This window comes from Rhodococcus sp. PvR044 (genome assembly GCF_040548995.1).
In the GTDB taxonomy this organism is placed as follows: domain Bacteria; phylum Actinomycetota; class Actinomycetes; order Mycobacteriales; family Mycobacteriaceae; genus Rhodococcus_G; species Rhodococcus_G oryzae.
Genome location: NZ_JBEPSX010000005.1, coordinates 25,906 through 49,999, shown reverse-complemented (window position 1 = coordinate 49,999; position 24,094 = coordinate 25,906). Strand labels below are relative to the sequence as shown.

Sequence of the window (24,094 nt, the reverse complement as noted above, 5' to 3'; positions counted from 1 at the left end):
CACCCGACCTGGCTGGGACTGTCCGGTCAGGGCTTGTCATCCTCCCCGCCGTAAACGACCGGGCTTGCACCGACAAATCTCAGGTCAATTCGGCGAGCACGTTGAATTCGAGTTCGTCCGCGGCGGCGAGATAGACGGGCTGGGTGGTGTGGGTTCCGCGTACCCGGACCTCACCGCGCGGACCGCCGTAGGTAACGGAGGGGGCATGACGTTCGATCGCACGCAGGTCGAGGCTCCGGGCCGCCTGTGCCAAGGCCGCGAACAGCAGGATCCCCTCGTAGCAGGATTCGCCGATGTTGTTCAGCGCTGGCGCCGCCGGACCGTGGTGTTCGAGGTAGCGGGCACCGAAATCCATGCCTGCCGACGAGATCACGCCCTCGAAATAGCCGCTGGCGGTGAACAATCCGCGTGTGCTGTCCGGTCCGCCCGAGTAGAGCACGTCCTCGCCGATCATCATGCTCAGCCGGATCCGGTCCCCGTCGAGGCCGGCCCGTGCGAACGCATCGTTGAAGGCGGCACAGTCGGCGCCGACCATCAACAACAACACGCCCTGTGCCCGCGAGCGCCGAACCATCTCGAGCGCCGCAGTGAAATCGCGTCCACCGAGGGGGACGAACGATTCCCCGACGATGTCCATGCCGGTTGAGCCGGCGAATTCCCGTGTTGTCCTTGCTGTTTCCCGTGGCCACACGTAGTCGTTGCCGACCAGACACCAGCGGCGGATTCCCAGTTCGGCGCGCAGCCAGCTCATTGCCGGGAACAACTGCTGCTCCGGTGTCTCGCCGACCATGTAGACGCCGTCGGAATCCTCACCGCCCTCGTAGAAGGTGGTGTAGACGTAAGGAACTCGGCCCGCGGTCGTCGGTGTGATCACCTTGCGAGCATCGGACAGATGCCAGCCGACGACGCCGTCAATCGACCCGGAGCTGACCATTGTGTCGATCTGCGCCGCCAATACCGGCAGCGGCGCCCCGGCGTCGACAGGGTGCAGCCTCACGGGCCGGTCAAGAATGCCACGTGCCGCGTTGAGGGCTGCGACGGCCAGGTCTGCGGATGCCTCACAGGACGGGCCGAACATTCCAGCCGCACCGCTGCGTGGCACGACCAGCGCAATGTCGATGCTCTGTCGAGTGCGACCGAAAGCCGAGATCGAATTCGTCATGGGTTTCACCGCCGCCATATATTTCTATCTGAAACAATCCCATACGGCGCTGTATAGTGTCGTTGTGGACAATAGCACCGGCGCCACCGCGCTCGAGCAGTTGACGCGACTGGTGCGGCAAGCCTCACAAGAACTGGAACGGTCCATCTCAACCTGCCTCGGAGAAACCTCGACCGCCCGCTGGCATGTACTTGCCGCCGTGGCGGATTCCGCCGGCCACCCGATGGCGCAACTCGCCGACGCGACACAGCTCACCGGGGCCAGCCTGACCCGGCTGATCGACGCGATGATCGCCGACAACCTCGTGCACCGCAAAGTCGACGACACCGACCGCCGGCGCGTGCTCGTCTTCCCCACCAGGCGAGGACTCGCCACCCATCAGAAGATGACCCGCGCCATCGAGGCCGGCGGCCTGGACCGGTTCGCCGACGACAACGGCCGGCTGGCGCGGTCATTGAGTGCATTCCTCGAACAACTGCACGACCCCGAGCCTGCCCGGATCTAGAGCCAGGAACGCTGGGGCGACTCACCGACTGGAAGGCTGGTTCACCGGGCGGCCAATGTCGGTTTCAGAATGGATATGGGAACCGCAGATGGCGCGCCCCGTCAGTCCACAGTCTTGGAACTGCAGACTGACGGGGCGAATTAGCAGCGGGCGCCAGTTTCGACCTGACGATCCGAACAGTGACCTGACGCTCCCGACCGGATCGGAACTGCCACCGCCACCGTGCGGAGGCATACCGGCCCCAGCGGCCGACGCGAGGTTCGGATCATTTCCAGTGGCGGTTGGGCGGTTCGGTGTCCTTAATGCGTTTCTTCGGCTAATGCGGGCTGCTCACGAGGGTCGTCGAGCACCCAGGTGAGCGAATCGGTGCCGATCCAGGCGGTATCGGTGAGCCAGTAGGTTTCGTCGGCCGCCATCCCGCGATGACGCTCGCTGTCTCGGAGTCGGACCTCGCTCAGCAGCTGGTCCAGGACCCATACGTGTTCGACTTCCTCGGTCTGATAACAGAGGGAAGGAGACATACCGGGGCTAGGAAGAAGGTAAGGGGGAGGAGACGAGGCCGGGCCGGTCACTGTCTGGTCGAGCTCACGCCAGGCCGGCCTGGAACGCGATGATCACCAGGTGTACGCGGTCGCGTGCGTCGAGCTTGGCGAGTAGGTGGCCGACATGCGTTTTCGTCGTGCCCTCAGTGATGTACAGCTGATCTGCGATCTGCTTGTTCGTCAGGCCCTCCGCGATGAGGGTGAGCACCTCGCGCTCGCGGGCGGTGATGGCGAGCGGGCCGATCGGGACCGGTGGGGCATCGGTGGGCCGGCTGGTGAACTCCCCGATCAGTCGGCGGGTGACGCTCGGTGCCAGCAGGGCCTCGCCGGCGGCGACGACCTCGATTGCGTCGAGCAACTGTTGTGGTGTGGCCTCTTTGAGGAGGAATCCGCTCGCGCCGGCGCGAAGCGCGCCGTAAACGTAGTCGTCGATGTCGAAGGTCGTCAGAATCAGAACCCGTGCCTGCATGGTCGCCGTGATGCGGCGGGTCGCCTCGATCCCGTCCATGCCGGGCATCCGGATGTCCATCAGGACGACGTCGGGGTCCGTCGCACGCGCGATGGCCACCGCTTCCCGCCCATCGGAGGCCTCGCCGACCACGGCGAATCCGTCGGCGGCCTCGAGGATGCCGCGCACGCCGGACCGCACCAGCATCTGGTCGTCGGCCACCAGCACGCGAATCGTCCGTGATCTCAACTGAGTCCGCCCATCGGGAGACGGGCCGAGACCAGGAAGCCCGTGTCCGGTCCGGCACCCGCGCTGAATCGTCCACCATAGATCGCCACCCGTTCCCGCATCCCAGACAGGCCGTGCCCGTCCGGAGCGGCGGTCCCGCCGCAGCCGTCGTCGCAGATCTCGACGGCCAACTCGTCCGCCCTGTAGTCCACCCGGACTACGGCTGTCGTCGCATCCGCGTGCTTGACCACGTTGGTGAGGGCTTCCTGGATGATCCGGTAGACGGACACCTCCATGCCCGCAGTGAGGGGCCGGGCGGTGCCGGTGATCCGCAGGTCCACCTGGACGCCGGCGTCCTCGGTCCGGCCGATCACGGTGTCGAGGTCCGCGAGCCGGGGTGTGGGGACCAGACCGTCGGTGCCGTCGTTGCCGGACCCCGCGCGCAGCACGGCGAGCAGGTTCCGCAGCTCTCGGATCGAGGACTGGCTCGTGGCCTGGATCGCGTCGAGGGCCGAGCGTGCCTTCGCCGGGTCTCGATCGAGCACGTAGAGCCCGTACCCGGATTGGATGGAGACCACACTCATGCTGTGGGCGATGACGTCGTGCAGTTCGCGGGCGATCTCGAGCCGCTGTTCTACGAACTCGGCGTGCACGAGCCGGCGCTCGTGTCGGGCGAGGTCCGTGCGGTATGCGCGATGCCGTGCGACCGCGTACCCGATCGCCCACGCGCTCGTCGTGGCGATGGCGGCCAGGTACCCGAACTGTCGCAGGTCGGCATGGCCGAAGAGCGCCAGGGCGCCGGCCGCGACGGCGACCCCGAGCGCCCTCAGGCCGATCCAGGTGCCGCGGGTCGACGCCAGGAGGTACACCACCATGGTCGCGGCGACGATTGTGGTGGTGCATACGACGACGGCGATCCAGTACCGACCGTCCACGGCGACGAAGACGACCCACGTTGCCAGAAGGGCCAGGGACGCACCGAGCGGGGCGCGGCGGCGCAGTGCGATCACCATGCCTGAGGCGATGATGGTTCCGACGGCCAGCGCAAGGGCGGCCGGGCCCGGATGTGGGAGTCCGCGGCCGAGTGGGTCTGGATCGCGGGATTCCCCTTGCAGCTCGACAATGCTCCATAGCGCGACCAGCGCGCCGAATGCGGCATCGAGCACGAGCCAGAATCCGGGCGGAAGCCGCGTGATCAGGGGTGGATGCGGCGTGACCGGCATCTGCCCATCGTAGGAAGTGGTGCCCGCCGAGACATCCCCCTACGGTCCGATGATCGGCACGGCACAGACCGGTCGTCGCCCGCCGCAATCAGGGTTTTCCCCTAGGGAAAGCTCCCCAGTGTGCTTGCGGCCGAATCTGCCCGCAGGGCGATCTGAACACTGTGCATGCGCTCCTAATGTCACGGTATGACTACCCAGATAGGGGCCCCTGCGGTCTCTCGCATCGAAGCACTCGACGTGCTGCGCGGTTTCGCGCTCGGCGGCATCCTCATGGTCAACATCACCGTGATGTCGACCCCGGGCGGATTCGCCGACGGTCCAGCGCAGTCGCTGATCGCGGCGATATTCCACAACAAGTTCTACGTGATCTTCTCCTTCCTGTTCGGCTACTCCCTCACGATGCAGATCCGTTCGGCAAAGCGCGCCGGGGCGAGCCCGCGAGCCAGGACAGTGCGGCGTTGCCTGGCGCTGATGGCGGTCGGGCTGGTGCACTACGTGTTCTTCTTCAGCGGAGACATCCTGTTTTGCTACGGGGTCATGGGCCTGATCCTGTTGGCGCTCAGTTCCCTTCGCCCCCGAACCGCGCTGATCGCGGCGGCGGTGCCCTTCTCAATCTCCGTTATCGGGATGACCGTGCTGGGCATGATCAAATCCGCGGCGGCCACCGGCTCCGCGGAGGATGCGGAGACCGCGAGGGAGTTGGCGGCGATGCAGTCGGGATGGTTGGACGCCGCGCACTACCGATGGGAGAACTTCACCGATAACATCGCCGCGTTCCTGCTCATCAGTCTGCTCAGTGTGCTGCCACTGTTCCTGGTCGGCCTGGCTGCCGGCAAGGTGCGGCTGCTCGAACGCCCGGAGCGCTACCGGCCGTTGCTCCGCCCCGTCCAGTGGATCGGCTTCGGAGTCGCGGCTCCGATCTCCGTGCTCTCTGCGGTGACCGAGATGCCGATCCTGACCGGCCCGAACGCACTCGCAAGCCCGGTCCTGGCCGCGGCGTACGGGGCCACCGTGCTGCGGGTCATGGACCGGCACCCATCGGTCGCCCGGGTGCTGGCGCCGGCCGGAAAGCTCGCGGCGACCAATTACATCGGCCAGTCGGTGGTCACCGCCATCATCTTCACCGGATACGGTTTCGCGCTCGTCGGGCGCCTGTCCGACTGGGCGGTGCTCGGCATCGCCGCGTCGGTCTATGCGATCCAGCTGGTTGTCAGCGCGTGGTGGGTCCGGCGCCACCGCTACGGCCCGGTCGAGTGGGTCCTTCGTATGGCGACCTACGGCCGATCGCGCTCGTGATGACCACCAGGTGCGCGGCCCGTCGCGTCCGGTCCGGCCTGAACAGCGTAGGCGCTCTCGAAGACCGGGTATCGGCGGTGGACCGCGCGCCACTCCGATTATCCGCCGCGATGCCAGTAGGGGTTATCCCTGAGGAACTCGGAGCAAATGTCCTCCCGTGCGCAGATGTGTGGTGCCTTGCGGTGCGCGATCGTGGGAAGCATGAACAGACGAGCAATGATGATCTCTGGCGCAGCGCTGATTACAGTCGCCGTAGCGACCGCCACCACGGCCTGTGCGAACACGGAAGCTCGCATCGCGACAACATCGGGGGCGCTCCCAGCGCCCAGTCTCGGAGCCGCCGATTTTTCGCCGGCAGCGCCAACCGGACCGAATCGGATCGGCACACAGTCCCTCCACCTGATCGACGAGTCACGCCCAGATCCCTGGGTGGCCAACGAAAAGCGGGACCTGATGGTCAGCCTGTGGTATCCCACGCGGGCAGGTGAGGGCGAGTACCCGAGCGCACCGTGGTTGCCGAAGGCCGCTGCTGACAGCTATATGGAACACGCCGGTGTGGAGCCGGGCAAGGTTGCCTTCGGCAATACTCGGGGCCTCGTGGGAGCGCCTGTCGACCGGAGCCTGGGGGACTTGCCGGTGGTGCTGTATTCCCCTGGAGCCAACGCATCACGAGCCTATGGCACCGGCGTCGTACAGGAGCTGGCCAGCCGCGGGTACCTGGTGGTCGCCATCGATCACACCTACGACGCAATGGTCGTGGAATTCCCAGGCAATCGGGTCGTGACGAATCCGGAGGGCGAGATCACGGACTTCGGCAAAGCGGTCAGCGTTCGTACGGACGACGCACGATTCGTACTCGATCAGCTCGAGTCGCTGGAGGCCGGTCACAACCCCGACGTCGACAGCGCGCCACTTCCCGCAGGCCTCGCAGGTGCACTGGACCTCACGCGGGTCGGCATGATGGGTCATTCTCTCGGTGCCGCGGCCACAGCATCGGCGATGTACGCCGACGGACGCATCAAGGCAGGCATGGGTCTGGACGGCGGAGGTGTCGGACCGGTCGTCGAGGCCGGCCTGGATCGACCATTCCTCGTGGTGGACACCGAGGGCAAGGGCGGCAGGGCCACCAACCCTCTCCTACAGAAGTTCTGGTCAAATCTGCGCGGATGGCGACTCAACCTGACACTGAAGGGTGCGGCGCACAACTCTTTCGGCGATGACGCTCAGCTCATACCGATCGCTCTTCCGTTCGCAGGCGTTTCGTCGGAGGACATACAAGAAATGGTCGGCACCATCCCGACCGATCGTGCGCTTGCGTTCCAGCAAGCCTATCCACTCGCCTTCTTCGACCAGCAATTGCGCGGCATCGGTCACCTGCTGGACGGCCCTTCGCCCGACTTCCCCGAGGTGGCGTACACCCGGTGAGGCCACTCGTATTACGCCTGGAGGCGTCGATGCCTGGTCGCGAGAAGCAGGCTTCGGCGACGGAGGAAGCTGCAGGTCGGATGAAACCTCCATTGCGCGCGGATGAAATCGATTGCACTACTGCAGTTTTAGGTGCAAGCATCGTCAGGATTGTATAACGCGACGGCAGGGCGGGACTGGTCCGATCGAGCGGGGGAGATGCCGGCGCCGCGTGAGCCCCTGTGTGACCGCGCATACAACTGCGCCGCCCGCTGACGTTCTCCCTGCCGTTGCGGCAGGAAGACATCCTGATCGTCGACCTTCATCCCCGCCGGTGCGCCGTGCATCCCGGCCCGATTCGGGGCACCGTCGACGGCACCCTGTTCTCCGCCTGCATTCCGCCCGGTTTGGTCGAGGACGTGCCGATCGCCCGCGACACCAGCCGCGTCGAGGGTCTCCTGCAACGGCACCGAGCGAGCGAGATGGAGCGGCATGGATGGATGAATGGATGGAGGAAGGTGGGTGGATGTGGATGGAAGGCGAGCGCGTGGGTGGAGGGGTGTTCACCAATGGCGATTCGGTCTGGGCTGCATGGGGATTGGATAGGTTGACCAGTTGGCAATCACACTTAAGGGCGGCTATAGATCACACGAATCTGGATGAGTTCCAGGTTGCTTCGCGCTTGGCTTTCGGGTCGAAGAAACCGTTTCGATTGGTTCGCTTCTTCAGCTGTGGTGCTTGACGAGAAACTCGACAACTCGGGAACGACATGCTGAGCATGCGTCATCACCCAACCATGCCCAGCCTCGGGGACCGCGCCGCTGATTGACGATGCCGCCCGCCCCGGTGCGGGGAAGCGGGCGACGTCGTGTGGCACGGGTGTGTGCCTTCCGTGGGAGGCGCTCGGACTCAGCTGATCTTGCGACGGTAGATGGTGATCGCGAAGGTGTAGGCGACGACGAGGATGCCGACCAGCCAACCGAGGGCGATCCAGATGTCACTGCCGACGGGTTCCTGGGCGAACAGGGCTCGGATAGTGTTCACGATGGAAGTCACGGGCTGGTTCTCGGCGAACCATGCGACCGGGCCGGGCATCGAGTCGGTGGGCACGAACGCCGAGCTGATGAACGGCAGGAAGATCAGCGGGTAGCTGAACGCGCTCGCGCCGTCGATCGTCTTCGCCGAGAGCCCGGCAATCACGGCGATCCAGGTCAGTGCGAGGGTGAACAGGATCAGGATGCCGGCGACCGCGAGCCACGCGGCCACGGATGCTCCGGTGCGGAACCCCATGAGCAGCGCGACGCCGGTGACGATCGCGACCGAGACCAGGTTCGCGGCCATGGAGGTGAGCACATGCGCCCAGAGCACGCTCGACCTCGCGATCGGCATGGACTGGAAGCGTTCGAAGATGCCGCCCTGCATGTCGAGGAACAGCCGGTACGCGGTGTACGCGATGCCGGACGCGATCGTGATGAGCAGGATGCCGGGGAGCATGTAGTTCGCGTACGACTCGTCGGATCCGGTGTTGATCGCGCCGCCGAACACGTACGTGAACAGCAGCATCAGCGCGATCGGGGTCACCGCGGTGGTGACGATCGTGTCAGGGCTGCGGACGATGTGTTGCAGCGAGCGGCCGGTGAGGACGCCGGTGTCGCCGAGGACGTGGGTGGTCATCGGGATTCCTTTCCTGCCGGGACGGTGCCGTCGGTACGGTCGCCGGCGGTTTCGGTCTCGCCGGTGTCACCGACGAGGGAGAGGAAGACGTCCTCGAGGGAGGGCTGCTTCTCGATGTACTCGACCTTGGCGGGCGGGAGGAGTTTCTTGAGTTCGGTGAGGGTGCCGTTCTGGATGATCGTGCCCTTGTGCAGGATCGCGATGCGGTCGGCGAGCTGCTCGGCCTCGTCGAGGTGCTGGGTGGTCAGCAGCACGGTCGTGCCGCCCCTGGCGAGTTCCTTGACCGTCTGCCACACCTCGATCCGGGCCTGTGGGTCCAGCCCGGTGGTGGGTTCGTCGAGGAAGATGATCGGCGGGTTCCCGATCAGGCTCATCGCGATGTCGAGCCGACGTCGCATGCCACCCGAGTACGTCGCCGCCTTGCGGCTGCCTGCATCGGTGAGTGAGAAGCGGGCGAGCATGTCGTCGGCGATCGCACTCGGGTTCTTCAGGTGACGCAGCTTGGCGACCAGTACGAGGTTCTCACGGCCGGTGAGCACTTCATCGATCGCGGCGAACTGGCCGGTCAGGCTGATCGACTCGCGCACGTTGCCGGGATTCGCGGCGACGTCGAAGCCGTGCACCGTGGCGGCGCCCGCGTCGGCCTTCAGTAGCGTCGACAGGATCCGCACCAGCGTGGTCTTGCCAGCACCGTTCGAGCCGAGCAGCGCGAGGATGCTCCCCGCTGTCACGTCGAAGTCGACACCCCGCAGCACGTGTAGGTCATTGAACGATTTCACGATGCCCTGCACCCGGATCGCGGGTTCGAGGGCCTGATCGGTGGTCATATCCGGTTCTCCGTTCTTGGCGGGTTCATTCCTCGTCGGCGGCCTGATCGATGGCGTCCGTCAGGCGCTTGCGCTCCTTGTTGATCCATTGGCCGTCCGAGTAGTTCTGGATGAAGGTGTCCGCAAACTCCACCGGGTCGTCCCCGACGATGTCGCGGATCGGGGTGCCGTCTGCAGCGGCGCGCTCGATCAGGTCGGCGAGGTCCTCGTGCATCTGCATGAGGACATCGCCCTTGACGATCGACCCGGCGTACATGAAATAGCGCTCAAGCCCGTCGATCCCGGTTCGGTAGCTCGTAGGGAGCTGTTCCTTGCGGGCCTTGTACTCGCGCCAACGCTTCTTGTCCTCGAACGAGCCCGTGATCTGCTCGATCCATCCTGCGGCCATGACTACTCTCCTTCGTTCTGCGGGTGTTCGACGTGTTGGTGGAGCTGTTCGATCCGTTCCGCGAGGAAGCTCCACGTCCTCCAGAACTCTTCGAGGTACTCGCCGCCCAGCAAGTTGAGCGAGTACACCTTGCGCGGCGGCCCCTTCTCGGACGGGACCTTCTCCACATCGACGAACCCGCGCTGCTCGATCCTGACCAGCAGGGCGTAGATGGTGCCCTCGGCGATCTCGGAGAAACCCTGCTCGCGAAGCCGCGCCGTGATCTCGTAGCCGTACGCCGGCCGCACGGCCAGAATCGCGAGGACGATGCCCTCGAGCGTGCCTTTGAGCATCTCGGTCATCTGCCTGCCCATGGAACCCCCCTCCTCTCCACTACTCAGTGTTGCTGACTACTACTAGATAGTAGCACTGAGTAGTGATCGCGCAAGGGGTAGATGCTGCGGAGTATTTCGGCCTGCCGGGCGAGCGGACAGTGATCGTGGGTTCCCGAATCGACGTGTAGGCGCCTCTGGGCGGGAGCAGGAGAAACAGTCGCCAGGCGACCAGACTTGATTGTCTGCGTTCCGGCAGGCGAGCATCTGGAGGGCGTTCTTGGACAGCGATCCCGCTCTGGCGATGTACAGCCCGAAACCTGTCGGGGTTGCCCGCGGGAGTGAACGCTTCGAAGCCGAGTGGCGCAACGATCCACACACAGCCGTGCACGGGCCGTAACCACAAGGTGCGCCACGGGTTAGCCGATTAGGCGGGTCCCTGCGCGACCACGACTTGAGGACCGGGGCGTGAAGGTCGCGTCAACGATGTGCGCGGCAATGTAAGCAGTTCGTCAATGGGGCGGCGCGTCGACTGCTATCAGCGGTACATATGGGGAGAGGGAGTCTGCACCCGAGACGCCCGGAGGTCCTAGGAGGCACTCGATGACCCTGAATCTGCACCGACGCCACCATTGGCTGGCTCGGCCGCAGCCGAAGCGGAACGCTCTGGTTCACGTGCCCCAGCAGGCTGATGCGGCGACCCGGCGCGCGATCACGCGCGAGCTGACTGAGGTGATCGAGCAGCCAAACCTCTCCTTGGTCGGGCTCTGCTACACCGTCAGCGGTGAAGTAGCCGCGCCTCGGAGCATCGGCGCGACAGTCGACTTGATGGTCTCGCTGATGGAGCAGGTCCACCGTGACCACGGCCAAATCCTCACCGAGTTGGTCATCGAGGTTGCTGAACGGCCGGCGGGGCACGAGCTCGAACTGGTCACCGCGGTGGACGAGGCGTTGGATGTGGCGTGTGCGACCTACCGGTTCCCGCGCCCCAGCGTCACATTCATGACCAGGCCCACTGCTTTCGCTACGACTTCGACGGACTGACCTTGCGGCGACCGGCGCCGTACTCGCCTCCGGCGCCCGCTGGTATTGGCTGGGCCTGAAACTCGGTGCGACCGCTGCCGTGGCATTCGTGCACTGGCTGATCGCGCAGAGCTCTACGTCATCGGCGCCCTCTGTCCGTACTGCATGGTCGTGTGGGCCGCGACCATCCAGGTCTTCTGATACGTCACCCTCCGGAAACTGCACAACGGCACCTTCGCCCGGCCCGTCCGTACGAAAGCCATGACCGCGGCCGGGAGCCACCTGATCTCGGTGACATTCTGGTTCCTCGCCGTCGCAGTGCTGGTTGTCCACCGCTTCTACTTGTACTGCCTCAGCCTCCTGTAGCCGACTCGGCCGATCCGTCGCCGTCGCTGTGACACCCGAATTGCCCTGTGCCACTGCCAGTCCCGTAGGGGTCTATCGGCATCACGGCACGGCCCGACACCACCCAAGACTGGATTCGCGGGGTGAACACCCGATCCTCGTCCGCGAGGAGTACTCCACCTGGGCTTGTCGAGTCGATTCCGATCGCCCGTGACATGAGTGCCGGCTGTGAGCGGGCAGAAGTCCAGCGCCGACTGCGAAAGCCATGGGCCTTTCGCCCGCACGGACCCAGGAAGCCGAACGGCACCCGGCGTTGCCGGGGGACAGCGCTTGCCCCGGCGTAGATTAGAAGTCTGCGGGCTCCTAGATCGATGCGTCGCCGATATGAAGTCCCAACGGCGCACTGCGACCTTCTCGGCCCCGGCGTGGAGTGCGGATGTGCCAAAACGGTCACGCTGAGAGATGAGGACTTCCCGAAAATCCGGATGCCCTTCCAACGCATGGATGGATGAATGGATGTGGACAGTGGATGGTTGGATGGAGGGGTGTTCACCTATGGCGGTTCGTTCTGGGCTGCATGCGGATTGGATAGGTTCACCGGTCGGTGACCACACTTAACGGGCGCTTCTAATCACACAAATCTGGATGGATTCCAGATTGATGGCCTTTAGGTGCCGCGGTTAACGCCGCGGAAAGCGAATCGTGCGCCCCGCACCCTCTTCACCGACCCCAGACTCTGCGCAGCCATCGTCGACCGGTTCACCCACCGCAACACCATCATCGAGACCAGCACCCACGCCTATCGACTCGCCCACACCGAAGCAGCGACAGCCGGCTAACCCGTCGGGGTCGGGACGGTCAGACCCCACCTTGCGCCATTTCCAGTTGACAGAGCCAGTCGGGTCGAAGAAGAGTGATCTGCTGACCGAGCGCACAGGACGGCACGAAAGGGGGCTCATCGGATGAGCGGAACCGTGATCATTCTGACCGGCCCGCCGGGAGCGGGGAAGAGCACTGTCGCGGCCGCGCTCGCCCGGAGCTTCGAGCGGGGCGTGCACCTGCATACCGATGACTTCTGGCATTACATTGTCGCCGGGGCGATCCCGCCGTACGAGCCAGCATCCGCTAAACAGAACCAGACCGTCATGGACGTCATCGCCGGAGCTGCTTTCACGTACGCGGCGGGCGGATTCACAGCGGTACTCGACGGTATCGTCGGGCCGTGGATGCTCGATCACTTCCGCAGCCACACAACGGATATCGCCCTCCACTACGTCGTACTCCGGCCCGACCGCAGCACCACTCTCTCGCGCGCTCAGGCTCGCACGGCGCCCGATGCGCTCGTCGACGAGCACCCGATTGTCACGATGTGGGCGCAGTTCGCGTCCCTGGGTGAGTACGAGCCGTACGTACTCGACACGTCGAGCGACGATGCGCGCCGCACAATCGAACGTGTCACCGACGCCCTTGCTTCCAGTAGGTTTCGCCTTCGCCTCTAGCTCGGCAACGTCGGACGGTGAACACGCCAAGGAAGAAATTGGTGCGGCAGCCGCGGCATCACAACCGGGCAGCCCAGCCTCGACGTCGCGGGCGTGGACGCGCCGCGCCGGGCGGCGCGTGCGGGGTCGACGGGGCTTGGACGCCCGCCGTGGAGCGAGCGGGCTGGCCGACGACTGCGTACGAGCCAGCCAAAGCCGTACGGCCGGTCCTGGAAGAGCGTGGACTGGAAACGTGGCGATGTTCATCAATGGTGGGTTGTTCTGGGCGGCATGCGGATTGGATAGGTTGACCAGTCGGTAGTCACACTTAAGGACGGCTCTTGATCACACAAATCTGGATGGATTCCAGATGGATGGCATGCAGGTGCCGCAGTCAGGTGTCGATTGGAGCAGTCCTGCGGCGGTGGCTGTGGTCGGACCGGGGCAGCGTAGACCTGCCTCGCCCCGTCGTCAGCCCAGCGACCGTAGGTAGATGAGCGTCGCCTGCACGCGTCTGTCACCGTCCTGCAGCGGCAACTTCGAGAAGATGGACCCGACGTGCTTGCGCACGGCGGCTTCGGACACCGTCAACCGCTGTGCGATCAGGGAGTTGGTGTGCCCCTCGGCGACCAGTGCGAGGACCTCCCGCTCGCGGTCCGTGAGAACCGCCAGCGGCGCGCGGCTGCGGGTGGCCTTGACCAGAGCCCGCACGACGTCGGGATCGATGATGGTCTCACCACGAGCAACCCGATCCACGGCGTCGAGAAACTGACGGACATGTCCGACGCGCTCCTTCAGGAGGTATCCCACGCCGCCCCGTGCGGTGTCGTCGCCGAGCAACTCGTCGAGATAGGCGACCGAGACGTATTGGGACAGTACAACGATCGGGAGGTCCGGATCGCGCTGGCGGAGTGCCGCCGCCGCGCGCAGTCCGTCATCGGTGTTGGTCGGCGGCATCCGGACATCGGTCACCACGAGGTCCGGTCGGTGCGCCTCCCACGCGTGGAGGAGCCCCTGCGCATCCGCCACACCCGCGCACACCACGTGTCCGGCGGACGCCAGCACGCTCTCCACGCCGGCCCGTAGCAGTGGGCTGTCCTCTGCGAGCACGATCCGCAGCGGCCGTTCGGTCGGACTCACACTCCATCCGAATTGTCGTGGGACCCCCGACCGGACTTGTCACAGAAAGGTTTCCGTCGAGAGCGCCGAGACGACCACGCAGCCTGTCCAGACCGCCACCGGCAGTGATGTGTGCGCCGCCCGCGCCGTCGTCGGTGACGGTCAACAGCCACATGTCCCCGACGCGGTCACCCTGCACGGTGACATGTCGAGTCTGTGCGTGTCGCACGGCGTTCGTCAGGGCCTCGGACACCAACACGTAGGACATGTGCTCGACCGGCGGCGACAGTCGTTCCCCCGCACCGGTGACACCGTCGAGCGCGATGGTCACGTCGAGCGGGACGTCTGCCACCAGGTCCGTCAGCGCGGGGGCGAGGCCCCGCTCGATCAACGCCCGCGGCGAGTAGCCGCGCAGCACGGCCCGCAACTCCGCGAGCGTCTCGTCCACCTGCCGGTGAGCATCGGCGGCGAGCCGGCCCGTCGGTCCGTCCGAGTCGGCTGCTTCGGCCAGTCCGAGGTTCATCGACAGCGCAACCAGTCGGTGCTGTACCCGGTCGTGTAATTCCGATTCGAGGAGGGTCCGCTCCGAGCCCTCTGCGTCGAGTAGCGCGGAACGGGTCGTCTCGAGGCGGGCCGCTTCGAGACGCCACGGATCGGCGTCGGACCCGAGGAGACGACGGGCCATCGCCGCCTCGAACGCGGCCCAGGCGCCGACCGCCACCAGCAGCAGCACCGTGCCGACTGCCCCGGCCAGCGCCAAACCCCAGGCACCCGAACTGGTTTCGACAGTCCACGCGCCGAGATCGAAGTGGTCGTCGCGGATGACCACGGGCGCGGCTAGAAGCATCCCGACAATGGTGACGCCGAAGATCGCCAGGAGGGTGGCGGCGCCGCCGGAGATCGCCGCACACAGGACGTACGCGACATGCCGCATCGTCGGCAGTCGCTCCTCGTTCGCGGACGCCGTCACCTCCACGTCCGCATAGTCCGCGATCGACCGATCGACCAGCCTCAGTCGCGCGCTGTGCGCGCGAAGCATCGGTTCCCACAACGCTGTCCGCAGTCGACGCGTCATGCCCAACAGCAGGACAGGGAGGATGCCGATCACGGTGACAATCGAGAGGACGCCCGCGGTGGCAAGGCAGGCCAACGACCGCCAGGGCCACACGGTGCGGAGGTACCGGGGGCCAGACCGCAGTGCTGCCGACACGCCACCCCTCACTGCGCGGCCCCGATCGCCGCGCGCCGACGTACCCTCGTCGTCCCGACGATGAGGAGGACGACGGGAACGTAGGCGGCGCACATGAGAAGCGTAACGGCACTCGCGTTGGCGCCGGGATCCACGAAACGCTCGAGACCGACGGCTACGACGAGGTTGCTGCCGCCGTGCAGGATCGCGGGCGGCCACACCGACCCACTACGACTCCACAGCCAACCGATCACGAATTCCAGCAGCACCGACAACGGAAGCCACATCAGCATCGCCACGACCGCATCGGTGGCGGTACCACCGGCGCCGAAGTACCCCACCCAGGGCAGAGGCCAGTGCCACACACCCCAGACCAGGCCGGTCGCGACTGTCGTTGCGACCGGCCTACCCGGAACGAGACGATCCCGCAGGTACGCGGTCCAGCCGAACTCCTCTCCCCAGAACACGGGCGCAGCCACAATCGGGACCACCACCGCGATCAGGACGAAGGTCAGGTCGTCCCGCCCGAAGTTCCACGCCGCGACGTCCCACACGCCCGTCACCGCGGCCGCTGCCAACGCGGTCGCGAGAACCGCTACGGGAAGCAGCGCGGCGATCAGGTACGACGACCACGCCCCACGCAGTCGGGGCCTCAGCCCCGCATCGGAGAACCCTTCGCGGGTGATCCACCGGCGCGTGACGATCGCGGCGACGGCGGGCACGAACGCGGCGGTGAGCAGTTGGACGACTGGGTCGTCGAGCGAGTAGCCGGCGGCCCACACGATTGCCCACGGAACCCAGGAAGCCCCGAACGCGAGAACGAGGAACCAGAGAACTCCACGTGCGCGCACGGACGAATCGAGGACGGTTGCAGATGGCCGAAAGGTCGAAGCAGTGGTCATGCCTCCACTTCACGACATGGTGAACGGAAAGGCTGTAGCCCACGCGACCGTCTCGGGGTGGCGTGCACGCTACCTACGACGCGATGCGTCGCTGCAACCGCGGCAGGCCAGAGGTGGGTGGATGGAGGGGTGTTCACCATGGCAGAGCGTTCTGGGCTGCATGCAGATTGGGCAGGTCTACAGGTCAGTAATCACACTTAAGAATGGCCCCGGATCACACAAATCTGGAGGAGTTCCAGTCTTTTGACCGTTGGGTGGGCTCGAGTCCGGGATAGGCCAGCCTTCCCGGACTGAGATGCAGGACGGGTTACCGGGACGCCTGCGCCGGCGTCTGATCCATCTCGGATTTGCTACGCCAATTCGAGATGGCCGTCCGACTTGGCGATCGCCTTGCAGGACAGCCGACAGCGATAGGGTCCGCCTATCGATGGAGGACGACGAGATCAGCCCCGGCCGAGGATCTCGGCCGGGGCTGATCAGTTTGAAGAGATTGGCTACCCGATGCCGAAGAAGTGCATCACAGCGGCAACAGTCGGCTGCAGCCAATTTCGGACCTCGAGCGGAAGGCCGGCGTACGGGTCGTAGCCGCCCGGTGATGCATTTGCGACCCCGCCCCCGAGAAGACCGAGCACCCCTACTGTCGCAACGAGCGTTGCTGCTCTCATCTTGTTCATATCGGGAGAATCGCCCAAAACATACCGAGCGTTACGCCCAACTTGGGTGGGCGCCCAATCGGCTTCGCGCAAGCCTGAGGGCGTACTGGTAGCCGATCGTCATACAGGACCCGCGAACCCGTGCGCGGCGGATTGGGAAGAGCCGCGGCGGCAGTCATCCCCTCGGAAACGCCAAGAAGCGACGCGAGAACACCGCCACGTAACGCCGCGAGGCACAGACGAGGAGTCCAGATCGGTCCGCACCATCCACGCGTAGGATTAGCGGGAAGCCACCGATAGTGATGCGCGTCAGACCCGAGTGAAGGAACGACGGCCGCCATGTCTTCTGCTACCCAACAGGCGCCAACCAGCATCCTGACTGTCTCTATCAAAGCGGCGGACCTGCCAGATTTCGCCAGCGAAGGGCCGATCCTCGTCGAGGTGGACACCAGCGAACAATCCGGGCGGACATATCGCCGCAGCTACCTGGTCGAAACAACTGTTGAGCGTCGGCAAGACAATGAACCCCACAATCCGGAAGTCCGCGTCACCTTCGCCGAACCGGGCATCGACGCCATCACCTTCGCGCCAGCAGACGATGTTGTCGTGCACCGCCCATTCCTCGCCAAGCATCGGTAACCGGCAGACCCGTCGGGGCTGAATCTCGTGTCCACACAGAGGCTGCTCGGCAGCAGTCACGTTTTTAGCCATGAACTGTCGCCGAAACCTCTGTAGTGCAGAATATTTCAGGGATGAATTGCCCCGTGAAGGTTCTCGATGCTGCGCGCGTGGGTGGCGAGTTCTGCGCGCGCGGATTTCATCGCGGTGGCATGGCTGAGCGGGATCACCCGCCCTTGCACAGCCCCACCATCGTCCGGCCACCGTCGATTTGTTCCGGGCACCCGTTCCCTGTCGTCTTTCACGCGCTGTCGATTCGCATATACGCGGCGTCTGAACGCTGCGTCTAGGGGTAGTGGCATGGGTTCCATTCTGTCAGTGCGGGGTTCACCGGCGGGAAATCGGGAGGCCGGGCGCGCACAGCTCACTCTCGGATGGCGCGCGCGCCGCCACGAGACCCGCTTCAAGCGCTCTGAACTGCAGGTTCGAGTGAGTGACCGCGCTCACGAAGATTCTGTAGTGGCGACTGTAGACAATCGAATGTCGCCGTTGTAATCTTCCAGCCGTAGATGAGAGACGGATCCAAGGGGCGTGGCAGAGGACGAACTGCCCGCATGAAGGAAGACCGGTAAGTAGGGCGGGACGCGTCGAGAAGATGTGTTGAGTGTGTTTCGGAAGACTCGACGCGTCCCGCCGCTCTACCGGGCAGTCAGATGAGCCCGGTAGAGCGGAACAGGAAGTTGCAGGAAATGCGACGCACGCAGGCGTCGCACCTGGGCGGTTGCAAGATCGCCGCCCCGGAACATTGAAAAGTCCCGACTAGGAGGTGGTGCACGGTCAGCTGTTACACGATCGCGTCCCGTCCGCCGAGGCGGGGAACCAGTAAGGAAGCCGGCCGAATGGCTGGTCTGTTCAAGTGAATCCCCTCGGGCCCCGGCGCCGCACAGGCGCCGGGGCCCCCGTCCGTGCATACGAAAGGTGCCACGAACATTCCGGCGAAACCGAACGACCGCGGCCCGGGAGACAGAATCGACGACGAGGACTTCCCGGCGTACAGCATGGGACGCGCCGCCGAACTCCTGGGCGTCACACAAGCCTTTCTCCGCAGCCTCGACACCGCGAACTTGGTCACCCCGGTGCGATCCGAAGGCGGCCACCGACGCTACTCCCGATATCAACTACGCGTCGCCGCCCGCGCCCGCGAACTAATAGACCAGGGCACCGCACTCGACGCCGCCTGCCGCATCATCATCCTCGAAGACCAACTCACCGAAGCCCAACGGATCAATACCGAATTCCGCCAGGCACAGCAGCACCCAGACCAGGCCACGAACACTGAAGCCACCACCGACTGACCCGGCTGTATAGCGCCATGGACTCACGACGCGGAGCTCGGGGAGCAGTCCCATTCCCTAGTTATCGCACCGATACCTGTCGGTCGCGCGGAGGAGGCTCTCGCTAGAGGTCCGCCCCCGTCGACTTCACTCGGACGGCATTGCAGGAACAATGGGCCCGAAAGGAGTTACCGCACATAGCAGCTCACTATGTGCGGTAACCTCTGAGTCGTCCTGGCGCGATTCACCTGACCCGCGGGGACGACTCGGGAAACTATCTGCGGTAGCGGTCGGACTGCCCCCACTCAGGTTGACTCGTGGGGTTGAGCGGTTTGCAGGGCGAGCAGCGACGCCGACCCGGCCGGGTCCAACCTGCCCGCGAGTTGATTCCACAGACGCTTGTCAGCGACCTCACGGCCCGCGGCGACCAGCCTCTCCAACCCCGTGATGCCGGGCAGCAGGTTTGGCATGCCCGCAGCCACGCCACCGCGCCCTCGAAGATCACCTTCGGTCCGTCGCCGGTCATCCACGCCTGGTCCGCGATCCACCGCCAGCTCCGCCTCCACGTCCGCGAACGCGGCCAAGCCGTACTCCTGCGTGATCTCGGCCTGATGCTCGAACCGGGTCATTCGCCGATCTGCGTAGTCCTTCAGACATGCCGGGTCGTCGATGCCCAACTGCTCGGCCGGGTACTCCACCCAACTCCGGCGGCACATCCAGCGGGTAGGTCAGGAACATGCCCAAATGACAGACCGTGATCATCTGCACGGCGTAGCCGAGCCGGTTGTAATCGCGGCGACGGGCCGCGATCAGCCGCCGGTCCTCATCGTCCGGGTGGAAGAACCGCTCCATCTCCACACGTGAATACGAACCGACCCGGCCGTAGCCCCCATCCATCACGGCGCCATGAAATCACCTACACCGCAACACCGCTCACCGTTGCGTAGATCCGGCACCATAGCCCGGCCTCAAGCCCAAACCTCCGCTAATACTGCAACGGCGTTTTGATGGTCGGTGCTGGTAGATGTATGAGGCCATGACGTTGGTGACGCCACGGTTGGGCATGGCGGCCGGTGGCTGGCCGCCGATGGCGTGCCGCAGCGAGGCAGTGATCCACGCGGCAGGTTGACAGCAACCGCGTGGTCACGGTGGAGGGTGCCCTGGGTCGCACTGCTTCGCGATCCAGAAGCAGATCACCTCCACGACATGGCTGCGTTCGGTGTCGCTGAGCGCACGGCCGGCTGGGATTGCGTGCCAATGCTGCAGGCAGATGCGGCAGCAGGTCGCGGTCGCGTGTTGAGCGACGAAGACGGGATGGCCGCAGTAGGGCGTTTGCCGGCCGTCGTTGTGTGGTTGGGCGGGGGCAAGCCGGTCACGGATCAGTTCGTCTGTGTGCCCGCGCACACAGTCGCAAATCCGCGGTGTTCGACCATTGCGCGGTCCCGGCCGCTCAGCTGGAACTTCGAGCGGAAGGGTTGCTGTCCGATCCGTTCCAGCTTGGCGTTCAACTCTTCGATCAACACGGGCGACTCCGTCGTGTTTCAGTTGTGCTGGGCGGTGATGTTGAACATCCAGCTGATCCCGAACTGGTCCACGAGCGAGCCTGCCTCGTCGCCCCAGACCTGCATTTCCAGCGGCAGGGTGACGGTGCCGCCGACGGACAGCTTCTGGAAGTAGTCGCGGAGTTCGCCGTCGTCGCCGCCGAGGAAGACCGCGACGTTGTTCCCTGGCCGATAGGGCGGATGGCCTGGCCGGTCGTCGGGGAAATCCCATGCCATCAGCGTGTAGCCGGCCGAAGTGTCTAGACGAGAGTGCATGATCTTGTCGGCGTTGGGTGCGTCCGGTAAGCCGAAGTCCGCGACGGTTCCTATCTCCAGCTCGCCGCCGAAAACCTGCCGATAGAACTCCATTGCCTGCCGCGCGTTGCCGTTGAACGTGATGCACGGATTGACCTGAGACCCCACTTGGACGCTCCTTCGTGAAGTGACCATCGGGCTGTCCGATGGGCGCAGAATCAAGGTCTCAACGAATCACGACACCTCCTGTCGTGATTACTGGTAAGTCTTTTGTTTATGCGCGCCGACCGGCTGGTCTCCCTGGTGCTACTACTGCGCCAGCGTGGACAGTGGACGCCTCATTCCGAACTCGCGCCACTCGCAGTCGATTATTGCGAACCCTGATCTCGGAGCCTGCCTGTCCTGGCCTTCTGGGCCTCCAGCGCCGGAGACGCATGGCCGCCCCAGCATCCGTTTTCCGTACCCCTGGGTTCTTCTGTAGCAGGTGCTACCGGACGAGAATGGATATGTCAGGATTTCCCGGCGATGTCGGGAACAAATCCACTGAATTGGGAGAGATCATGCTCGGCCTCTTTCTGGGTCTGGGCAGCACCGCCCTCGCGCTGGGTCTGGGTGTGGGTTTGGCTCTCACCATCGGACTCGCCCTCGGCAGCGCGGCCCTCGGGCTCGGCTTGCTGATCAGCGACGCAGCCATCAAGTACAACATCGACGAACTCGAAGACTGACCGACATATCGTCGGGTTCCTCGTCGTCATGGGGTGATGTGCCAACCGAGGATTCAATTTCAATACTGCGCGGCACGGGGCGCTGAATGCCCTTGTGCGCGTTTCCCGCCGAGAGCGGCCGACGACAGCTGCCAAGACGCATGCAGGCACAAAACTGTCCTGCCCAACGATCGTCAAACCGGACACCGGTGGACTGTAGAGAAGTTTGGCGTAGGGCCGCGGACTAGACGTGCTCGCACCATCGTCGGCGAGGATTTCCCGCATTCGGTGCTACGAGCCGCTCGCGCAATTCCCGTAGCTCGGTGCTGGTTTCCTGAGGTTCTCTGGTGGCGCGACGCGCTGCTCAACTGTGTTCGCTCCGCGGGTTTCGTGTGTCTGGTCACCCAGGTAGCGTTTCGCCGCCGATCGGGGCGAGCACCTCACCGGAGTAGTACGAGGACAAAAGGCAGGAGGCGAAGAAGACATAAGAGGGGGCGATCTCGTCCGGCTGCGCGGCTCGACCGAAGGGTGCCTGGCTACCGAACCCGGCGACCTTGTCGGCGCTCATCGTAGCCGGGATGAGCGGGGTCCAGACCGGTCCGGGTGCCACGCAGTTGACCCGGATACCGCGATCGAGGAGTGCCTGGGCCAGCGCGTAGGTGAGTGCGATGACCGCACCCTTCGTCGCGGAGTAGTCGATCAGGGTCCGGTTCCCGCGTAGGCCGTTGATCGAGCTGGTGTTGATGATCGATCCTCCATCTGGCAGATGGTTCAGTGCGGCTTTGGTGACATGGAAGTAGCTGTCGATGTTCACGGCGAAGGTGCGTCGCCACTGTTCGTCGGACAGTTCGGCGAGGTCCTCGACCGGGTTCTGGTAGGCGACATTGTTGACCAGGATGTCCAGCGCGCCCAGTTCGTCAACGGTGTGTTCGACCACGGCGCGGCAGTGTGCCGGTTCCGCTAGATCGCCTCTGAATCTGGCGCAGGTGCGTCCCTCGGCGGCCACCAGGGCGGTGGTGTGTTCCGCATCCCGCTCCTCCTCGAGGTAGGCGATGGCGACATCGGCACCTTCCTTGGCGAACGCGACCGCCACCGCGCGGCCGATGCCGGAATCGCCGCCGGTGATCAGTGCCTTCTTGCCCTCGAGCAAGCCACGACCCCGGTATCGGCGCATCTCGTCGTGCGGTTCCTCGGCCATCTCCTCCGTCTCGCCCGGATAGTTGATGGTGTGGGGGGTGTGCTCGGTGCTCATCGTCGTGGCCTCCGCGGCAGAACTTGGTTTCATCGACACCGGGCTACCCGACTGCACGAAGGCGAAACGCGAACCCTTCTGCCCGCCGTATGCGTATGCGTATGCGACCGGGGTATCCAACGGTAGGAACGCGAAGGGAGTCACGGTGAACGAGGACAGGGATGACATTCGAGATGACGCCAGGACCGCTCGACCGCACGCCGGCGAAGCGGTGATCGACACGCGCAGCTGGGTCGGCTACGCGGTGGTCGCGGCAGGCGTGGTGCTGATGGCGCTGTGCCTGGTGGCGGCCGGATACGGGTTCGAGGGTTGGGCATGGATCAGCGGTGTCACTGGCCTGAGCTTGTTTGTTGCCGGCGTCGCCCTGGTAGTCCTCGAACATCGGCGGATCAGGTCAGCGCCTCATGATCCGCTCACCCGAGGCTGAGTCGACCAGGTCCTTCGGAAGCTGCGTGACAACAGCGGGACAACCACATAGCCGCGCGCCGATCGCGATCGATCGACTGAGCCGTCGACAGCGACAGCGACCGGAGTGGGGGAACTTGAGCTAAGTCGTCGCCCGCCAAGTCACGCAGGGGCCCGGCTCAGGTACGACGTCCGTCGATCACGTCACGCGCCCGATCGAGCATGGCCGCGAATGGTCCGACGAGAATGTTCTCTGCCTTTGACTCGACTCCTGGATGCGGGCGTGTGGGTGCGATCGCTTCGGCCAATTTGACCGAGTTGGTCATGCGGGCGAGCTCTTCGTCGGTCAGGGCCTTGCGTAGCCGATCGAACTCCTCGTTCTCCTCATGCTCGGCGTGCTCGAGGACCGCGGACTGTAGCTCCCTGATCTTCGCGGTGAACTCGTCCGAGTCGACATCGAGCTCCTCGAGCTCGGACAGCGCCACCTTGGCTTCGTGTTCCTCTTCGAGCCGCTCCTCGATGAGTGGCTCTCCGTTGTCGAGGTCGCGTCGGGCGCGGGGATGAACGACCTCTTCCTCAGCGGCCTCGTGGATCGCGAGCAGTCGTCGGAGCTCGAAGAATGCTTCCTCTCGGGCTTGGCCAGACTGGGCGAGGACCTCGCGGAACAGGGTCTTGATCTGTTGGTGCTGGCCAACCAGGAACTGGACCACATCTTCGGTCGATCGGATTTGTGTCGTGGGCATCGGCTCGGCCTTCCGTGTCGCGGTCATTTGCCACACCTGGCCTACCCGCGGGGCCTGGGCACGAAACTCACCCAGGAAACACACAGCGAATTCCACAACGGCTGTCCACAGCCCTCAGCACGACGCGGTCGGTACGATCGAGCCGTGTTCGGCCTGCCCTTGGCGATGGCCCGATTCAACTACAGGCTCGTACGCCTACCGCTCCAGCTGATCGAGGATGTCGCTGTCGTGCGTCTCCCCGAAGAGTCGGCGCTGCGCCTGGGATACGAGCGAATCCTCATCGACTGCGATCGCGTGGCCGCTCATTTGCTGCGTGACGAGTCGGCCGCAGCTCGCGCCTGTCGACTGCATGAGGAGACGGCCCCGGCGCGCGTGACTCGCGCACTCGAACTGCGCAGGGTCGAGCAGCACGAAGAGGCCGTGCACGCGGCCGAGGCGGAACTGCTGCACGGGCATCGCGAGAGATTTCTGCGCCGCCTGAGCGAACACGTCTCGCAGAGTCCCGCCGGGCGATAGCCCAAGGGG

26 protein-coding genes and 3 pseudogenes are annotated in these 24,094 nt (G+C 65.0%); 12 read left to right on the top strand and 17 right to left on the bottom strand.

The features are described 5' to 3' along the window. Positions 1–79: 79 nt before the first annotated feature. Positions 80–1,162 (bottom strand): substrate-binding domain-containing protein, encoded by a 1,083-nt coding sequence (locus tag ABIC28_RS13340; RefSeq protein WP_354579281.1) that lies wholly within the window; start codon positions 1,160–1,162, stop codon positions 80–82. Between ABIC28_RS13340 and ABIC28_RS13335 the strand changes: the two genes are divergently transcribed. Beyond that, complete coding sequence (locus ABIC28_RS13335; RefSeq protein ID WP_258195860.1) at positions 1,131–1,667, top strand: MarR family winged helix-turn-helix transcriptional regulator; 537 nt, start codon at positions 1,131–1,133, stop codon at positions 1,665–1,667. The two genes, ABIC28_RS13340 and ABIC28_RS13335, sit on opposite strands and share 32 nt — an antisense overlap. A gap of 299 nt (positions 1,668–1,966) precedes the next feature. Here ABIC28_RS13335 and ABIC28_RS13330 read toward each other — a convergent pair whose 3' ends face one another. From ABIC28_RS13330 to ABIC28_RS13320, 3 genes are all read right to left on the bottom strand, one after another. After that, positions 1,967–2,188: a hypothetical protein gene (locus tag ABIC28_RS13330; RefSeq protein ID WP_097211622.1), complete on the bottom strand. Its 222-nt coding sequence runs from the start codon at positions 2,186–2,188 to the stop codon at positions 1,967–1,969. A 64-nt stretch (positions 2,189–2,252) separates the two neighbouring features. Continuing rightward, positions 2,253–2,885: a response regulator gene (locus ABIC28_RS13325; protein WP_257017458.1), complete on the bottom strand. Its 633-nt coding sequence runs from the start codon at positions 2,883–2,885 to the stop codon at positions 2,253–2,255. Positions 2,886–2,902: 17 nt separating this feature from the next. Next, positions 2,903–4,108: a sensor histidine kinase gene (locus tag ABIC28_RS13320; protein ID WP_354579278.1), complete on the bottom strand. Its 1,206-nt coding sequence runs from the start codon at positions 4,106–4,108 to the stop codon at positions 2,903–2,905. A 186-nt stretch (positions 4,109–4,294) separates the two neighbouring features. Between ABIC28_RS13320 and ABIC28_RS13315 the strand changes: the two genes are divergently transcribed. The 3 genes from ABIC28_RS13315 (at position 4,295) to ABIC28_RS13305 (ending at position 7,550) form a co-directional block, all read left to right on the top strand. After that, on the top strand, positions 4,295–5,404 hold the full coding sequence (locus tag ABIC28_RS13315; RefSeq protein WP_354579276.1) for a DUF418 domain-containing protein: 1,110 nt from the start codon (positions 4,295–4,297) through the stop codon (positions 5,402–5,404). Positions 5,405–5,605: 201 nt separating this feature from the next. Continuing rightward, positions 5,606–6,829, top strand: a complete 1,224-nt coding sequence (locus ABIC28_RS13310) for an alpha/beta hydrolase family protein (RefSeq protein ID WP_354579595.1) — start codon at positions 5,606–5,608, stop codon at positions 6,827–6,829. Positions 6,830–7,304: 475 nt separating this feature from the next. Next, positions 7,305–7,550: a hypothetical protein gene (locus tag ABIC28_RS13305; RefSeq protein WP_354579274.1), complete on the top strand. Its 246-nt coding sequence runs from the start codon at positions 7,305–7,307 to the stop codon at positions 7,548–7,550. 167 nt (positions 7,551–7,717) lie between these two features. On the opposite strand, the gene ABIC28_RS13300 is transcribed toward ABIC28_RS13305, so the two are convergent. The 4 genes from ABIC28_RS13300 to ABIC28_RS13285 are packed head-to-tail and all read right to left on the bottom strand — an operon-like array spanning position 7,718 to position 10,050. Further along, on the bottom strand, positions 7,718–8,482 hold the full coding sequence (locus ABIC28_RS13300) for an ABC transporter permease (RefSeq protein ID WP_097211617.1): 765 nt from the start codon (positions 8,480–8,482) through the stop codon (positions 7,718–7,720). Further along, positions 8,479–9,309: an ABC transporter ATP-binding protein gene (locus tag ABIC28_RS13295; protein WP_097211616.1), complete on the bottom strand. Its 831-nt coding sequence runs from the start codon at positions 9,307–9,309 to the stop codon at positions 8,479–8,481. The genes ABIC28_RS13300 and ABIC28_RS13295 overlap by 4 nt, the downstream gene beginning before the upstream one ends. A 25-nt stretch (positions 9,310–9,334) precedes the next feature. Beyond that, positions 9,335–9,697, bottom strand: a complete 363-nt coding sequence (locus tag ABIC28_RS13290) for a DUF1048 domain-containing protein (RefSeq protein ID WP_097211615.1) — start codon at positions 9,695–9,697, stop codon at positions 9,335–9,337. 2 nt (positions 9,698–9,699) lie between these two features. Further along, positions 9,700–10,050: a PadR family transcriptional regulator gene (locus tag ABIC28_RS13285; RefSeq protein ID WP_097211614.1), complete on the bottom strand. Its 351-nt coding sequence runs from the start codon at positions 10,048–10,050 to the stop codon at positions 9,700–9,702. Between the two features lie 561 nt (positions 10,051–10,611). Here ABIC28_RS13285 and ABIC28_RS13280 point away from each other — a divergent pair. The 3 genes and pseudogenes from ABIC28_RS13280 to ABIC28_RS13270 all read left to right on the top strand — a co-directional run bounded on the left by ABIC28_RS13280 (position 10,612) and on the right by ABIC28_RS13270 (position 12,875). Beyond that, the gene (locus tag ABIC28_RS13280; protein WP_108168818.1) at positions 10,612–11,052 is read left to right on the top strand and encodes a decarboxylase; all 441 of its coding nucleotides are present in this window, start codon (positions 10,612–10,614) and stop codon (positions 11,050–11,052) included. Between the two features lie 1,043 nt (positions 11,053–12,095). Continuing rightward, positions 12,096–12,215: pseudogene (locus ABIC28_RS13275) on the top strand (IS21-like element helper ATPase IstB); the annotation flags it as partial. 123 nt (positions 12,216–12,338) lie between these two features. Continuing rightward, positions 12,339–12,875, top strand: coding sequence for an AAA family ATPase (locus tag ABIC28_RS13270; RefSeq protein ID WP_269589708.1), 537 nt, complete (start codon positions 12,339–12,341; stop codon positions 12,873–12,875). Positions 12,876–13,325: 450 nt separating this feature from the next. Here ABIC28_RS13270 and ABIC28_RS13265 read toward each other — a convergent pair whose 3' ends face one another. The 3 genes and pseudogenes from ABIC28_RS13265 to ABIC28_RS13255 form a co-directional block, all read right to left on the bottom strand. Further along, positions 13,326–13,994 carry a response regulator gene (locus ABIC28_RS13265; RefSeq protein ID WP_209928359.1) on the bottom strand — a complete coding sequence of 223 codons (669 nt, stop codon included), beginning with the start codon at positions 13,992–13,994 and terminating at the stop codon, positions 13,326–13,328. A 382-nt stretch (positions 13,995–14,376) separates the two neighbouring features. Next, positions 14,377–14,658, bottom strand: a pseudogene (locus ABIC28_RS13260) (histidine kinase); the annotation flags it as partial. Positions 14,659–15,191: 533 nt separating this feature from the next. Next, complete coding sequence (locus ABIC28_RS13255) at positions 15,192–16,013, bottom strand: CPBP family intramembrane glutamic endopeptidase (protein ID WP_269589710.1); 822 nt, start codon at positions 16,011–16,013, stop codon at positions 15,192–15,194. Positions 16,014–17,056: 1,043 nt separating this feature from the next. Between ABIC28_RS13255 and ABIC28_RS13250 the strand changes: the two genes are divergently transcribed. Both ABIC28_RS13250 and ABIC28_RS13245 read left to right on the top strand, forming a co-directional pair. Continuing rightward, entirely contained in the window at positions 17,057–17,356 is a 300-nt protein-coding gene (locus ABIC28_RS13250) for a hypothetical protein (protein WP_143548442.1), read from the top strand. 1,037 nt (positions 17,357–18,393) lie between these two features. Beyond that, positions 18,394–18,690 carry a MerR family transcriptional regulator gene (locus ABIC28_RS13245; protein ID WP_179800546.1) on the top strand — a complete coding sequence of 99 codons (297 nt, stop codon included), beginning with the start codon at positions 18,394–18,396 and terminating at the stop codon, positions 18,688–18,690. 284 nt (positions 18,691–18,974) lie between these two features. Here ABIC28_RS13245 and ABIC28_RS13240 read toward each other — a convergent pair whose 3' ends face one another. The 4 genes and pseudogenes from ABIC28_RS13240 to ABIC28_RS13225 all read right to left on the bottom strand — a co-directional run bounded on the left by ABIC28_RS13240 (position 18,975) and on the right by ABIC28_RS13225 (position 20,633). After that, positions 18,975–19,367: a DUF4158 domain-containing protein gene (locus ABIC28_RS13240; protein ID WP_257017452.1), complete on the bottom strand. Its 393-nt coding sequence runs from the start codon at positions 19,365–19,367 to the stop codon at positions 18,975–18,977. 13 nt (positions 19,368–19,380) lie between these two features. Beyond that, positions 19,381–19,566: pseudogene (locus ABIC28_RS27245) on the bottom strand (DUF4158 domain-containing protein); the annotation flags it as partial. 246 nt (positions 19,567–19,812) lie between these two features. Then, positions 19,813–20,073, bottom strand: coding sequence for a DUF4186 family protein (locus tag ABIC28_RS13230; protein WP_307861320.1), 261 nt, complete (start codon positions 20,071–20,073; stop codon positions 19,813–19,815). A gap of 137 nt (positions 20,074–20,210) precedes the next feature. Continuing rightward, positions 20,211–20,633, bottom strand: a complete 423-nt coding sequence (locus tag ABIC28_RS13225) for a VOC family protein (RefSeq protein WP_097211607.1) — start codon at positions 20,631–20,633, stop codon at positions 20,211–20,213. Positions 20,634–21,025: 392 nt separating this feature from the next. Here ABIC28_RS13225 and ABIC28_RS13220 point away from each other — a divergent pair, with 392 nt between their 5' ends. After that, a complete protein-coding gene (locus ABIC28_RS13220; RefSeq protein WP_179800536.1) occupies positions 21,026–21,190 on the top strand; it encodes a hypothetical protein in 165 nt (54 codons plus the stop codon). A 379-nt stretch (positions 21,191–21,569) separates the two neighbouring features. On the opposite strand, the gene ABIC28_RS13215 is transcribed toward ABIC28_RS13220, so the two are convergent. Beyond that, entirely contained in the window at positions 21,570–22,421 is an 852-nt protein-coding gene (locus tag ABIC28_RS13215; protein ID WP_354579267.1) for an SDR family oxidoreductase, read from the bottom strand. Here ABIC28_RS13215 and ABIC28_RS13210 point away from each other — a divergent pair. Further along, positions 22,414–22,848, top strand: a complete 435-nt coding sequence (locus tag ABIC28_RS13210) for a hypothetical protein (protein WP_306455728.1) — start codon at positions 22,414–22,416, stop codon at positions 22,846–22,848. The two genes, ABIC28_RS13215 and ABIC28_RS13210, sit on opposite strands and share 8 nt — an antisense overlap. Positions 22,849–23,005: 157 nt before the next feature. On the opposite strand, the gene ABIC28_RS13205 is transcribed toward ABIC28_RS13210, so the two are convergent. Further along, positions 23,006–23,569, bottom strand: a complete 564-nt coding sequence (locus ABIC28_RS13205; protein ID WP_097211791.1) for a hemerythrin domain-containing protein — start codon at positions 23,567–23,569, stop codon at positions 23,006–23,008. A gap of 144 nt (positions 23,570–23,713) precedes the next feature. On the opposite strand from ABIC28_RS13205, the gene ABIC28_RS13200 reads away from it, so the two are divergent. Then, a complete protein-coding gene (locus tag ABIC28_RS13200) occupies positions 23,714–24,085 on the top strand; it encodes a hypothetical protein (RefSeq protein ID WP_097211605.1) in 372 nt (123 codons plus the stop codon). Positions 24,086–24,094: the final 9 nt, after the last annotated feature.

Coding starts and splice junctions, on each gene's coding strand:
- ABIC28_RS13340 (WP_354579281.1), bottom strand. CDS start 1,162: ATGACGAATTCGATCTCGGCTTTCGGTCGCACTCGACAGAGCATCGAC.
- ABIC28_RS13330 (WP_097211622.1), bottom strand. CDS start 2,188: ATGTCTCCTTCCCTCTGTTATCAGACCGAGGAAGTCGAACACGTATGG.
- ABIC28_RS13320 (WP_354579278.1), bottom strand. CDS start 4,108: ATGCCGGTCACGCCGCATCCACCCCTGATCACGCGGCTTCCGCCCGGA.
- ABIC28_RS13315 (WP_354579276.1), top strand. CDS start 4,295: ATGACTACCCAGATAGGGGCCCCTGCGGTCTCTCGCATCGAAGCACTC.
- ABIC28_RS13310 (WP_354579595.1), top strand. CDS start 5,606: ATGAACAGACGAGCAATGATGATCTCTGGCGCAGCGCTGATTACAGTC.
- ABIC28_RS13305 (WP_354579274.1), top strand. CDS start 7,305: ATGGATGAATGGATGGAGGAAGGTGGGTGGATGTGGATGGAAGGCGAG.
- ABIC28_RS13300 (WP_097211617.1), bottom strand. CDS start 8,482: ATGACCACCCACGTCCTCGGCGACACCGGCGTCCTCACCGGCCGCTCG.
- ABIC28_RS13295 (WP_097211616.1), bottom strand. CDS start 9,309: ATGACCACCGATCAGGCCCTCGAACCCGCGATCCGGGTGCAGGGCATC.
- ABIC28_RS13290 (WP_097211615.1), bottom strand. CDS start 9,697: ATGGCCGCAGGATGGATCGAGCAGATCACGGGCTCGTTCGAGGACAAG.
- ABIC28_RS13285 (WP_097211614.1), bottom strand. CDS start 10,050: ATGGGCAGGCAGATGACCGAGATGCTCAAAGGCACGCTCGAGGGCATC.
- ABIC28_RS13280 (WP_108168818.1), top strand. CDS start 10,612: ATGACCCTGAATCTGCACCGACGCCACCATTGGCTGGCTCGGCCGCAG.
- ABIC28_RS13270 (WP_269589708.1), top strand. CDS start 12,339: ATGAGCGGAACCGTGATCATTCTGACCGGCCCGCCGGGAGCGGGGAAG.
- ABIC28_RS13250 (WP_143548442.1), top strand. CDS start 17,057: ATGTCTTCTGCTACCCAACAGGCGCCAACCAGCATCCTGACTGTCTCT.
- ABIC28_RS13245 (WP_179800546.1), top strand. CDS start 18,394: ATGGGACGCGCCGCCGAACTCCTGGGCGTCACACAAGCCTTTCTCCGC.
- ABIC28_RS13220 (WP_179800536.1), top strand. CDS start 21,026: ATGCTCGGCCTCTTTCTGGGTCTGGGCAGCACCGCCCTCGCGCTGGGT.
- ABIC28_RS13215 (WP_354579267.1), bottom strand. CDS start 22,421: ATGAGCACCGAGCACACCCCCCACACCATCAACTATCCGGGCGAGACG.
- ABIC28_RS13205 (WP_097211791.1), bottom strand. CDS start 23,569: ATGCCCACGACACAAATCCGATCGACCGAAGATGTGGTCCAGTTCCTG.